At 62.8% G+C, this 11,701-nt stretch carries 11 protein-coding genes; 3 read left to right on the top strand and 8 right to left on the bottom strand.

Annotated elements, in window-relative coordinates; all coding sequences use genetic code 11:
* Positions 1 to 10 precede the first annotated feature (10 nt).
* Both rnr and dapE read right to left on the bottom strand, forming a co-directional pair.
* Positions 11 to 2,260 carry a ribonuclease R gene (gene rnr, locus BMX27_RS00665; RefSeq protein WP_090158012.1) on the bottom strand — a complete coding sequence of 750 codons (2,250 nt, stop codon included), beginning with the start codon at positions 2,258 to 2,260 and terminating at the stop codon, positions 11 to 13.
* Positions 2,261 to 2,351: 91 nt separating this feature from the next.
* Positions 2,352 to 3,500 carry a succinyl-diaminopimelate desuccinylase gene (gene dapE, locus BMX27_RS00670; protein ID WP_090158013.1) on the bottom strand — a complete coding sequence of 383 codons (1,149 nt, stop codon included), beginning with the start codon at positions 3,498 to 3,500 and terminating at the stop codon, positions 2,352 to 2,354.
* Between the two features lie 277 nt (positions 3,501 to 3,777).
* On the opposite strand from dapE, the gene BMX27_RS00675 reads away from it, so the two are divergent.
* Both BMX27_RS00675 and BMX27_RS00680 read left to right on the top strand, forming a co-directional pair.
* A complete protein-coding gene (locus BMX27_RS00675; RefSeq protein ID WP_090158014.1) occupies positions 3,778 to 5,382 on the top strand; it encodes a Hint domain-containing protein in 1,605 nt (534 codons plus the stop codon).
* Positions 5,379 to 6,461 (top strand): Hint domain-containing protein, encoded by a 1,083-nt coding sequence (locus BMX27_RS00680; RefSeq protein WP_090158015.1) that lies wholly within the window; start codon positions 5,379 to 5,381, stop codon positions 6,459 to 6,461. The genes BMX27_RS00675 and BMX27_RS00680 overlap by 4 nt, the downstream gene beginning before the upstream one ends.
* On the opposite strand, the gene BMX27_RS00685 is transcribed toward BMX27_RS00680, so the two are convergent.
* From BMX27_RS00685 to dapD, 5 genes are all read right to left on the bottom strand, one after another.
* Positions 6,458 to 6,799: a hypothetical protein gene (locus BMX27_RS00685; RefSeq protein WP_090158016.1), complete on the bottom strand. Its 342-nt coding sequence runs from the start codon at positions 6,797 to 6,799 to the stop codon at positions 6,458 to 6,460. The two genes, BMX27_RS00680 and BMX27_RS00685, sit on opposite strands and share 4 nt — an antisense overlap.
* Positions 6,800 to 6,832: 33 nt before the next feature.
* The gene (locus tag BMX27_RS00690; RefSeq protein WP_090158017.1) at positions 6,833 to 7,864 is read right to left on the bottom strand and encodes a sodium:calcium antiporter; all 1,032 of its coding nucleotides are present in this window, start codon (positions 7,862 to 7,864) and stop codon (positions 6,833 to 6,835) included.
* A gap of 76 nt (positions 7,865 to 7,940) precedes the next feature.
* Positions 7,941 to 8,189 (bottom strand): GlsB/YeaQ/YmgE family stress response membrane protein, encoded by a 249-nt coding sequence (locus BMX27_RS00695; RefSeq protein ID WP_056029562.1) that lies wholly within the window; start codon positions 8,187 to 8,189, stop codon positions 7,941 to 7,943.
* A gap of 89 nt (positions 8,190 to 8,278) precedes the next feature.
* Positions 8,279 to 8,572: a hypothetical protein gene (locus BMX27_RS00700; RefSeq protein WP_090158018.1), complete on the bottom strand. Its 294-nt coding sequence runs from the start codon at positions 8,570 to 8,572 to the stop codon at positions 8,279 to 8,281.
* Complete coding sequence (gene dapD / locus BMX27_RS00705) at positions 8,572 to 9,399, bottom strand: 2,3,4,5-tetrahydropyridine-2,6-dicarboxylate N-succinyltransferase (RefSeq protein ID WP_090158019.1); 828 nt, start codon at positions 9,397 to 9,399, stop codon at positions 8,572 to 8,574. The genes BMX27_RS00700 and dapD overlap by 1 nt, the downstream gene beginning before the upstream one ends.
* Positions 9,400 to 9,482: 83 nt before the next feature.
* On the opposite strand from dapD, the gene BMX27_RS00710 reads away from it, so the two are divergent.
* Positions 9,483 to 10,328, top strand: a complete 846-nt coding sequence (locus BMX27_RS00710; RefSeq protein ID WP_090158020.1) for an LOG family protein — start codon at positions 9,483 to 9,485, stop codon at positions 10,326 to 10,328.
* Between the two features lie 191 nt (positions 10,329 to 10,519).
* Here BMX27_RS00710 and rlmN read toward each other — a convergent pair whose 3' ends face one another.
* Positions 10,520 to 11,701, bottom strand: coding sequence for a dual-specificity RNA methyltransferase RlmN (gene rlmN, locus BMX27_RS00715; protein ID WP_090158021.1), 1,182 nt, complete (start codon positions 11,699 to 11,701; stop codon positions 10,520 to 10,522).

Below are 11,701 nucleotides of genomic sequence, written 5' to 3' on the forward strand. Positions count from 1 at the left end.
CAGCGAAGGGTTAGCGTTTCGCCTTGCGGATGCGGGACACCTTGCGTGCCGTCTTGGCCGCTTTGGCCTTGGCCGGGCCGACGCGGCGTTTGCCCGGTTTGCCGCGCCCTTTTGACGGGCCGCGCGGCAGGGTCGCACCATCCAGTTCGATCAGGTCGGCCAGCAGTCCACCCGTGGTGGGGACAGCCTCGGTCAGGCGCACGGTCGCGCGCTGACCCAGCCCGATGACCGTGCCGCTGTCCGATCCCATCAGCGTCTGGGTTTCCGCGTCATAGTGGAAATATTCCGCCCCCAGATTGCGCATGGGGATCATCGCGTCCGCGCCGGTGCCATCCAGTTTCACAAAGACGCCAAATCGAGCGATCCCGGCAATACGTCCGCCGATCTCGGTCCCGACCCGGTCCGCCAGAAAGGCCGCAAGATAGCGGTCCGTGGTGTCACGCTCTGCCGTCATCGACCGGCGTTCGGTCTCAGAAATCGCCTTGGCGGTCGCATCCAGATGTTCGATGTCCCAAGGGCTGAGCCCGTCCTTGCCCCAGCCATGTGCGGCAATCAGCGCGCGGTGCACGATCAGATCGGAATAGCGCCGGATCGGAGAGGTGAAGTGCGCGTAGGCCCGCAGCGCGAGGCCAAAGTGGCCAAAGTTTTCCGGATGATAATAGGCCTGCGTCATCGACCGCAGTGTCGCGATGTTGATCAGTTCAGCACTGTCGGTGCCTGCCGCGGCGGCCAGCAGGCGGTTCAACGTGGCCGTGCGCAGCACCTGCCCCTTGGCCAGCGTGAGGCCGGCGCTGTCGGCCACTTCGCGCAGGGCATCGAGCTTTTCGGGGCTGGGTTCCTCGTGGACGCGGAACAGCAGCGGGGTCTTTTTCGCGATCAGGGTTTCGGCGGCGCAGACGTTCGCCAGCACCATGAATTCCTCGATCAGGCGATGTGCATCCATGCGTTCCTTGTGGTTGACCGCCGTCACCTTGCCGTCGTCGTCCAGTTCGATCCGGCGTTCGGGCAGATCGAGGTCCAGCGGCTGGCGCGTCTCGCGTGCGCGCCTGAGCGCGTCATAGGCGTCATACAGCGGCGCGATCACATCATCGACCAGCGGGGCGGTCTGGGCGTCGGGGCTGCCATCGCGCGCGGCCTGCGCCTGTTCATACGACAGCGAGGCCACCGAACGCATCATGCCACGATGGAACTGATGGCTGATCTTGGTGCCGTCCGCGTCGATATGCATCTCGACCGCGAGACAGGCACGGTCGACGTGTTCATGCAGGGAACACAGATCACCCGACAGCGTGTCGGGCAGCATCGGCACGACGCGGTCGGGGAAATAGGTGGAATTGCCGCGTTTGCGCGCCTCGACATCCAGCGCACTGCCGGGTGTGACGTAATGCGCCACATCGGCAATCGCGACCCAGATGACGAAGCCATCGCCGTCACGCTGCACAAGCACTGCATCGTCGCGATCGCGGGCGTCTGCCGGGTCAATGGTCAGCAGCGGCAAGTCACGCAGGTCCTTGCGTTTGCCCATCGGTGCCGGTTTCGCAGCATCGGCCTGCGCCACCACCTCGTCCGGGAAGTGGTCCGGGATGCCATGCTGGTGGATCGCGATCAGGCTGACGGCACGGGCGCTGGTCGGGTCGCCCAGCCGAGTCAGGATGCGCGCCTTGGGCAGACCCATCCGGCCCTTGGGCCCGGTCTGTTCGGCCTCGACCAGTTCGCCGTCACGGGCAGCGTTGGTCGCACCGGCGGCGATTGTCCATTGCTTATCCGACCCCTTGTCGATGGGCATGACGCGGCCGCCCTCTGACGCGGCGCGGAACACCCCGAGTATACGCTGCGGGTTCGTCCCGATCCGGCGGATCATGCGACCCTGATAGGCATGTGCCTCGCCCGGTGCGGCGGTCAGTCGCGCAAGCAGGCGATCACCAGACCCAAGCGCGGGGTCAGAGGCGCGCAGCGCCAGCAGGATGACGGGCGGGTCCGTGTCCTCGGCCCATTCCAGTGGGCGCGCCAGCAGATCGCCGTCGGCATCGGTTCCCGTGACCTCGATCACGCTGACGGGGGGCAGTTTGCCCGGCTCGCGGTAGCTGGCTCTGCGTTTGGTCAGGGTGCCCTCGGCCTCCATTTCGCGCAAGAGCGCCTTGAGGTCGACGCGCGCAGCGCCCTTGATGCCAAAGGCACGGGCGATATCGCGTTTCGAGGTCTGCGTCGGATTGTCAGCCAAAAAGGCCAGCACGTCGCGTTTGGAAGGGATCTGTTTCATGCACAGCACCTAGTGCGGCGGCCTGCCGGTTGCAAATGGCGGACCGGGGCGCTGCCCCGGACCCCGGGATATTTTTGACCAGAAGAAGCCGTCAGGCGAAGTAGTCGCGCAGGACGCGGCCATAGATTGCCTTGAGCGTCTGGATATCCTGCACAGGCACCTTTTCGTCGACCTGGTGCATGGTTTTACCGACGAGGCCGAATTCGACGACGGGGCAGTGGTTTTTCATGAACCGCGCGTCAGAGGTGCCGCCGGAGGTCGAAAGTTCGGGCATGACCCCGAGTTCGGCCTGCACGGCGCTGCCTATCAGGTCGGACAACGGGCCGGGCGGTGTCAGGAAACTTTCGCCGCTGACCTTGATCTTCATGGTGATGGCGATGCCGGTGTCCGCCGCGACGGCGTCGGCATGGGCCTGCAACCAGTCCGTTACCGATGCGCCACTGTGGTGATCGTTGAAACGGATGTTCACCGTGCCACGGCAGGACGCCGGGATCACGTTGGTCGCGGGGTTGCCCGTGTCCATCGTCACGATGGCCAGCGTCGAGGCGTCGAAATGATCGCTGCCCTGATCCAGCGGTTCGGACGCCAGCCGGTCCATCAGCCGCGCCATGGCAGGCAGCGGGTTTTTCGCCCGGTGCGGGTAGGCGGAATGGCCTTGTTCGCCGGTAAAGGTGATCCAGGCCGTCATCGACCCGCGCCGCCCGATCTTCATCGCCTCGCCCATATGGTTCGGGCTGGTCGGTTCACCCACCAGGCAATAGGTCATCGCCTCGCCGTTCTGCGCCATCCAGTCCAGCAGCGCGGTGGTGCCATCGAGCGCGTCGCCTTCTTCGTCACCGGTGATCGCGAGGATGACCGCACCGTCCGGTGGCGTGTCGCGCACAAAGTCACAGGCGGCCGCCGCAAAGGCCGCGACGCCTGATTTCATGTCCGTTGCACCACGCCCCCACAGAAAACCGTCCTTGATCACAGCGCCAAAGGGATCGACGCTCCAGTCGTCAGAATTGCCGATGGGCACCACATCCGTGTGCCCGTTGAACCCGAAACTGCGATTGGCCCCCTTGCGCCCCCAGCGCGCATAAAGGTTGCTGACGCCACCGCGGTCCACGCGCGTGCAGTCAAATCCGGCCCCGGACAACAGATCCTCCAGCAACAGCAGCGCGCCGCCCTCGGTCGGTGTCACAGAGGCGCAGCGCACCAGTTGCGCTGTCAGGTCAACGGGATCGATCGGGTCAGTCATGGCGCGCCTCTGTTGCTATGGGACCAGCGGTAGCGTGCTGCCCGGCAGGATGCAAATGCTGTGGCCGATGCGCCACGCGAACGCAACGACGCGCGATTATTCAATGACACAGAGAAATTTGTCGTGCATCTTCAAGGGAATAAATGACCCGAGGCAGGGCAAACCCCAATGTGGGTGTGAGTGCGAGCAGGCACCACAAGATATAGCGAAACACGGGACAACGATCCTGTGCAAGCGTTTGCGCTGACCCCGGGCTGTTGCGGCAAGGGGCATTTAAATGGCGACGGCATCGGAACTTTCGATGAACCAGAATGCGTCTGCGGCACAAATGGCGCAGACGATCTTTGGCGACGGCGTGATCGTGGTGGGCGCGTCCTATTCGGGATCGAGCTATTCTTCGGCGACCTATTCGGGCGGTGACAGCACCAGCCCCGGCGTGGTGCCTGGCGATACGGGCGTCATCCTGTCCACGGGGCGCGCGTCGGATTTCACCAATTCCCAGGGCTGGGGGAACTGGTCGGGCGACCCGAACCTCAGCACCAACACATCGACCAACTCAGGCGGCCAGAACGGCAACGCGGATTTCGAGGCCATTTCAGGCCAGCGGACATTCGATGCGTCGTTCCTGACGGTCAATTTCATCCCCACCGGCAATGTCATGTCGATCAAGTTCGTCTTTGCGTCGGACGAATACCCCGAATACGCGTCGTCGATCTATAACGACGTGGTCGGCGTTTGGGTCAACGGCACGCACATCCCCCTGTCGGTGACGCAAAGTGCTGCGTCCGTGACGGAAATCAACGACACCGAAAACATCAACCTCTACAAGGACAACACGGGCGATCAGTACAACACCGAAATGGATGGTTTCACCGTCAGCATGACGCTGACGATCCCGGTCAACACAGGCCAGGTGAACACGATCAAGCTGGGCATCGCCGACGCGTCTGACAGCAACTACGATTCCAACCTGCTGATCGCGGGCGACAGCATCCAGACGACGGTCATTGCCATTCAGGACGATGTGACCATCGCACCGGGCGGCACCCAGAACGTCGATCTGCTGGCCAATGACCTCAATGCGACCGGCGGCGTGCTGTCGGTGACCCATATCAACGGCGTTGCGGTCAATCCGGGCGACACGGTCATCCTGCCATCGGGACACCAGGTCACCCTGCTGACCGACGGCACGGTCGACATCCTGAACACGAACGTGGAGGAAAAGGTCAGTTTCACCTACGAGACCACCAGCACCAACGGGCTGGGCCAGGAGGTGGGTGGCGATCTTGGGTTTGTCACGGTCGACACCGTTCCCTGTTTTGTCGCGGGCACGCTGATCCGCACGCCACTGGGCGACATTCCGGTCGAGGCGCTGGAACCCGGCGATCTGGTCGATACGATGGATGACGGCGCACAGCCCCTGCGGTGGGTGGGGCGTCGCACGGTCGCGGCAGAGGGTGCACTGGCCCCCATTGCAATCGCCGCGAATGCGCTGGGTGAACACGCGGCCCTGATGCTGTCGCCGCAGCATCGCGTCCTGCTGGGCGATCCGCTGTCCAGTCTGCTGTTCGGCGAGGACGAGGTGCTGGTCGCAGCCAAGGATCTGGTCAACGACCTGACGATCCGCCTCAGACCCGGTGGCGACGTCACCTATCTGCATCTGATGTTCGACCGCCACCAGGTCATCTGGGCCGAGGGCCTGCCCACCGAAAGTTTCCTGCCCGGCCCCCAGATGAAAAAGGCCTTTGCCCGCGAAGCACTGGAGGAAATCACCACGCTGTTTCCCCAGATCGACTGGACCTCTGGCCGTGGCTATGGGCCTGCGGCCCGCCGCACGCTCAAGCGGTTCGAGGCGCGTGTCTTTCGCGGATCTGCCCTTTGAACTGGATCGGCCTGCGCGAGGCACGGACCGCCCTGTTCGAAACAGGGGGGCTGGCCACGCCATCGGCACGGCCCGGCGATCTGGACGCGCTGATGGCGCGCGGCGCGCTGATGGTGGACTGTGCGATCCTGCCCAGCCTGACCGAACAGACATTGCTGTTCTATGCCGCAAAAACGCCTTGGGATACGGCGCTGTCGATTGCGCTGTCCCCCGAAGGCGTGGTGATCCTGCGGCATCGCGTGGGCCGGTCGCAGCGGACGTACCGCCTGAACACCGGGGTCAAGGAACGGGCCGTGTCGGTCACCATCGTTTTCAACTGGGACGCGCCCACCAGACAGGCCAGCCTGTCGGCCGAATTTCCCGACACCGGCGCGTTGGCCTATCGCGTGCTGAATGCGCCGCTGCCGCCGACCCTGCGCGACGCCCGCCGCATCATGATGGACCGCCGTCAGTGCTATCTTGCCCCCGGTGTCCGCTTTGCGGCGATAGCGACCGATCAGGTCCCGGTCGGACCGCTGCCATCGCTGGACGGCCAGACGCAGGTCATCACCCAGACAGGGCTGCGCAGCATCCAGTCGCTGCGCCCCGGCGATCTGGTACAGACGGCGACCGGTGGCATGGCACAGGTCCGCTGGACCGGTGCGGTGACCTTGCCGGCACGCGCACGGTTCCGTCCCCTGCGGGTCAAGGCCCCGTTTTATGGTGCACTGCGCGACATCGACTGTGCGGCCTGTCAGCAGATCAGGTTTCACCATTCCGCCGTGGACTATTTGTTCGACACCCGCACGGTCGTCGCGCGCGCCGGTGACCTGCTCGAAGGTCTGACACCGCGCCTGCAACCGGATCAGGTGCTGGAAACCTACTGGCATGTTTTGCTGGATCGCCCGGTGCCGATGCAGATCCACGGGGTGGCGTGCGAATCGCTGAACGCCCGCGATCTGCTGGCCGATCCTGTCCTGCGGTCATTGTCCGTGCTCAGGGATATGCCGACAGAACTCTTTCCGCAGGACGCCGGGCCAGCGCCATTGCGCCTTAAACACTACGAGGTCCGGTCACTGTGTGAATCGCGCGCCGCCTAATCGGCGTCGTCGGATTCGTCACCCTCGTAGAACGGCGTCATCTGCGCCACGATCACACTGTTTTCGTCCAGCGCACGCTGCATCAGCGCACGTTCTTCGTCGGGAATGTCGTGACCTTCGGCCAGACGTTCATCCAGCGTGCCGTAGCCCGACACGTCCAGCGGTGACAAATCCGCCTGTTTCAGGATGGCAACGGTTTCGCGCACGGCCTCTGCCTCATCCACACCGCTGGCATAGCACATCAGCGCGGCCCCGGTCGCGTCCTTGGGCAGACCATCATCCTTGGACCGGCCGACCTCGACCAGCAGCGTATAGACTTGTTGTACACGTTTATTCATGGCCGCAGCATTCGCGCGGGCACGGCACCCTTGTCAAGCGGCGGTGAACTGCACGGCCAGCGCGGTGCAATAGATCAAGATCATGAGCACGCTCTCGATGCCGATCCGGCCCGGACCCGCGCGTTGTCGCAGGATCAGACCGCCCAGCAGGACGGCTGTCATCAGCAGACCCGTTGCCAGCCAATACAGGTCGGTGCCGCTGACCGCATGGAACAGTGACCCGTCGCGATAGCTGACGTCGGATGCCACCAGAAACAGCGTGTCAAAGGTGTTGCCGCCGATGATGCCGCCCACCGCCAGTTGCAGCGCACCGCGTTTGACCGCGGTCAGTGTCGTCACCAATTCCGGCAGTGACGTCACCACGGCGGTAATCACGGCACCCACCAGGGATGATGCCAGACCGAACCGGGTGATCAGGCTGCCACCGACCTGGGAAATGACGTAACCGCCCAGGCCCATCACCGCCACGAGTGCCAGGAAAATCAGTGCCGGGCGCAATGCCGAGCGGTCTTTTTCGTCGTCGTCTTCGGGTTCATCGGTGCGGGTGTCGCGGGTCTGTACCGGTCGCCACATCGGCTGTTCCGATACGGTCTGCGTCAGCTTTACGCCGCCAAGGTAGGCCAGGAACATCAGGATCGACGCCGGATGCACTCCGAAATACGCCATATCAGGACCGGCCATCGCACAAAGCGGAATCGAAAGCAGCACGATCAGCATGACCGCCTGAAACAGATTGGCCGGTTCCGCTGCCGCATGTTCCAGATTGGCCTTGCGGTGGATGATATCCGCGAGCGCCAGAAACAGCGTCTGCGCCGCGATTCCGCCGACCGAGTTGGAAAAGGCAAAACTGGCATCACCGCTGATCGCTGCATCCACCGACACCACGACACCGGCCAACGATGTCGCGGCACCCAGAATCAGACCGCCGGCCATCGCTTCGCCCATGCGCGTGCGGTCGGCGATGACATCGGCCAGCCCCGTTGCCTTGATCGACGACACGACGACGGCCGCAGCGGCGAGGATGAAAACAAGGAGGAGCAGCGGTAGGGGCAGATTCGCGATCATGTGCGATGGCCTTTAACTAAAAAAGCGGCACGCAAACCTGCGCGCCGCTTTGTTTGTCGGTCCTGATCAAAAAGGATCAGCTACGCACCTTGCGCGCGATCCAGATCAGGATGCAGGCACCAACAAAGCCGACAAACAGATAGCCAAGGCTAAAGCTTGCGCCGGCGGCGTAGAGACCCAGCAATGTGCCAAAGATGAAGTTGAACACGATCGCGCCCAGGATACCCAGACCGATGTTGGCCAGCAGGCCCATGTTCGATTTCATGAATTTCTCTGCAAGCCAGCCGGCGATGCCGCCGACGATGATTGCTGCTAACCAGCCCATAAGGTTTTCCTTCGATTTACAATTTCGCCCCGTAGCCGGGGTATTCTGCGACAGAACGCCTCAGCATTGTGCGAGGTTCCACAGAATTGTCACAGCGTTGTGAATTTGTCGTCCGAACCCACATATCGTGATTTCGCGGCCCAGAGCGACGACAGGATCAACACCACCTGTATCGGCAGGAAAAACAGGATGAAAAAGATGCCGACCGTCACGATGACCGATGGCTGGTTGGCATAGATCAGCGACATGACGGGCATGAACATCAGGCCCAGCACCGCCAGCAACATCAGCGCATCCAGCGCCACAAGGCCCCATGCCGCGAACCCGCCGGGGCGGACGCCCGCCGCGATCCGGCGGCGGGCGACAAAACGGCTGACGATCATCAGTCGCGCAGCAGCTCGTTGATGCCGGTCTTGGACCGGGTCTGTTCGTCCACACGTTTGACGATCACGGCGCAATACAGGTTGATCCCGTTCTTTGATGGCATGGTGCCTGCCACGACCACGGAATAGGGCGGCACCTCGCCGTAGGTGAATTCACCGGTTTCGCGGTCCACGATTTTCGTCGATTTGCCGATGTAGACGCCCATGCCCAGCACGGATCCTTCGCGGATGATGCAGCCTTCGACGACCTCGGACCGGGCCCCGATAAAGCAGTTGTCCTCGATGATCGTGGGGCCGGCCTGCATCGGTTCCAGCACGCCACCAATGCCGACGCCGCCGGACAGGTGGACGTTCTTGCCGATCTGCGCGCAGCTGCCGACCGTGGCCCAGCCGTCGACCATCGAACCCTCATCCACATAGGCGCCGAGGTTCACGAACGACGGCATCAGCACGACGCCCTTGCCGATGAAGGCCGAGCGGCGGACGATGCTGCCGGGCACGGCGCGGAAACCTGCATCGCGCCACTGGTTTTCGCCCCAGCCGTCGAATTTCGATGGCACCTTGTCCCACCATGTCGCGCCGCCGGGGCCACCGCTGATGGGTTCCATGTCGTTCAGGCGGAACGACAGCAACACCGCCTTTTTGGCCCATTGATTGACGTGCCAGTCACCGTTGTCGCGGCGTTCGGCCACGCGCAATGTGCCACTGTCGAGGGCGTTCAACGTGTCCTCGATCGCCTCGCGGACCTCGCCGGTGGTGGCGGGGCTGATGCTGTCGCGATCATCCCATGCGGTTTCGATTGCGGTTTCGAGTTGGGCATTGGACATCGGATGATCCCTTTGGCTGGTGACACTGGTTGGCGGCGGCTATAGACCACGCAGGCCCTGCCGCGCAATCACAAGGACACGCCATGAAGGACGACCACACCCACCCCCTCCGCCATTCGGGCGAGGATCGCGCCGCGACCCAGGGGGTGCCCGACACACCGCAGACGCGTGCGCCGTCCTATAAACTGGCGTTCACCGACGATGATTTCATGTGCCGGGACGAATTGCGCCCGGTGCGCTGGCAGTTGGAGCTGCTCAAGCCCGAAATCCTGATGAACGAGGCTGACGTACAATCGACCGTCGTGATGTTCGGCGGCGCGCGCATTCCCGATCCGGTGAACAAGGACACCGCGCGGACGCAGACGCTGGCCGATCTGACGGCGTTTTATGACGAGGCGCGGACCTTTGCCCGGATGATGACGGAACGGTCACTGCGCGATGGCGGACGCGACAACGTCGTGGTCACGGGTGGCGGACCGGGTGTGATGGAGGCTGGCAACCGTGGTGCCGTCGATGCTGGCGGCCGGTCCATCGGTCTGAACATCGTGTTGCCGCACGAACAGGCGCCGAACGAATACGTCACGCCAGAGCTGTGTTTCAACTTTCACTACTTTGCCACGCGCAAGATGCATTTCCTGATGCGCGCGTCGGTCGTCACCGTGTTCCCCGGTGGGTTTGGCACATTGGACGAGATGTTCGAGGCGCTGACGCTGATCCAGACCGGCCGCATGACCAAGGTGCCGTTCCTGCTGTTCGGTCGCGATTTCTGGGAAAAGATCATCAACTGGGACGCGCTGGCCGATGCAGGCACGATTTCGCCGGACGATCTGAAGCTGTTCCGCTTTGTGGATACCGCAGAAGAAGCCATCGCCGCGATTGATGCCTGGGACGGGGCCGGACAGAAACGGGCGGAAATTCCGGGCCGCTAGGCCGATATATGTCGATTCGATGATGTTTCGCGTGCGAAACATATTATGTTATTTGCCAATGATTTCATAACCTTCGTTAAGAATTCATTGGCAAACCGGGTCGAAGCGCTGCCTGAGTGAAGCCGCAGCAAAGATCAAGGCGAGTTCTGAAAGCGCTGCTTAACACATGCTAAAGAAGGCTTGCGGCTGGATTACATCCCCGCCTCGGCCTCGATCTGCTTGCGGCTCTTCCTTGCGCGTTCGGTTTCCGATTTCAGCTGGCCACAGGCGGCCATGATGTCCTCTCCGCGGGGTTTGCGGATGGGGCTGGCGTAACCTGCCTTGTAGATGATGTCGGCAAAGGCGCGGATGCGATTGTTGGACGACCGTTTGTAGGGCGCGCCGGGCCATTCGTTGAACGGGATCAGGTTGATCTTGGCCGGGATGCCGTCGATCAGCTTGATCAGGCGGCGGGCGTCGTCGTCGCTGTCGTTCACGCCGTCCAGCATCACGTATTCGAACGTGATCCGTTCAGAGTTCGACACCTTGGGGTATTCGCGCAAGGCATCCAGCAGTTCGGCGATGTTCCAGCGTTTGTTGATCGGCACGAGCTTGTCGCGCACCTCGTCCGTGGTCGCGTGGAAACTGACGGCCAGCTGGCAGCCGATTTCCTGCGCGGTGCGGGCGATTTCGGGCACCACACCGGATGTGGACAGCGTGATGCGGCGGCGTGACAGGGCCAGCCCTTCGCCATCCATCGCGATTTTCATCGCGTCGCGGACGTTTTCGAAATTGTACAGCGGCTCGCCCATGCCCATCAGCACGATGTTCGACACCAGACGCGGGCCATTCTCGCCGGAGCCCTGACCGGGCGTGTGCCATTCGTCCAGATCGTCGCGCGCCAGCATCACCTGACCCACGATTTCGCCAGCAGTCAGGTTACGCACCAGTTTTTGCGTGCCGGTGTGGCAGAATGAACAGGTCAGCGTGCAACCGACTTGTGACGACACACACAGCGTGCCGCGATCGGTTTCGGGGATATAGACGACCTCGACCTCGTGGCCGCCCGCAATCCGCACGAGGTATTTGCGGGTGCCGTCCTCGGAAATCTGGCGGGTCACCACCTCGGGGAGTTGCACCACGCATTTTTCAGCCAGCAAGGCGCGGAAATCCTTGGACAGGTTTGTCATCTGGTCAAAGTCACGCACGCCGCGATGATAGATCCACTGCCAGATCTGGCTGACCCGCATCTTGGCCTGTTTTTCGGGGGTGCCGATCGCGATCAACGCATCACGCATCGCGTCGCGGGTCAGGCCGACGAGGTTCAAAGGTCCCTCCGGCAGCTTGCGCGGCATGGTGTGGACGTCCTGTGTGATCGGTGCGGTCGCGGTCAT

The sequence above is a fragment of the Loktanella sp. DSM 29012 genome (genome assembly GCF_900110705.1).
In the GTDB taxonomy this organism is placed as follows: domain Bacteria; phylum Pseudomonadota; class Alphaproteobacteria; order Rhodobacterales; family Rhodobacteraceae; genus Loktanella; species Loktanella gaetbuli.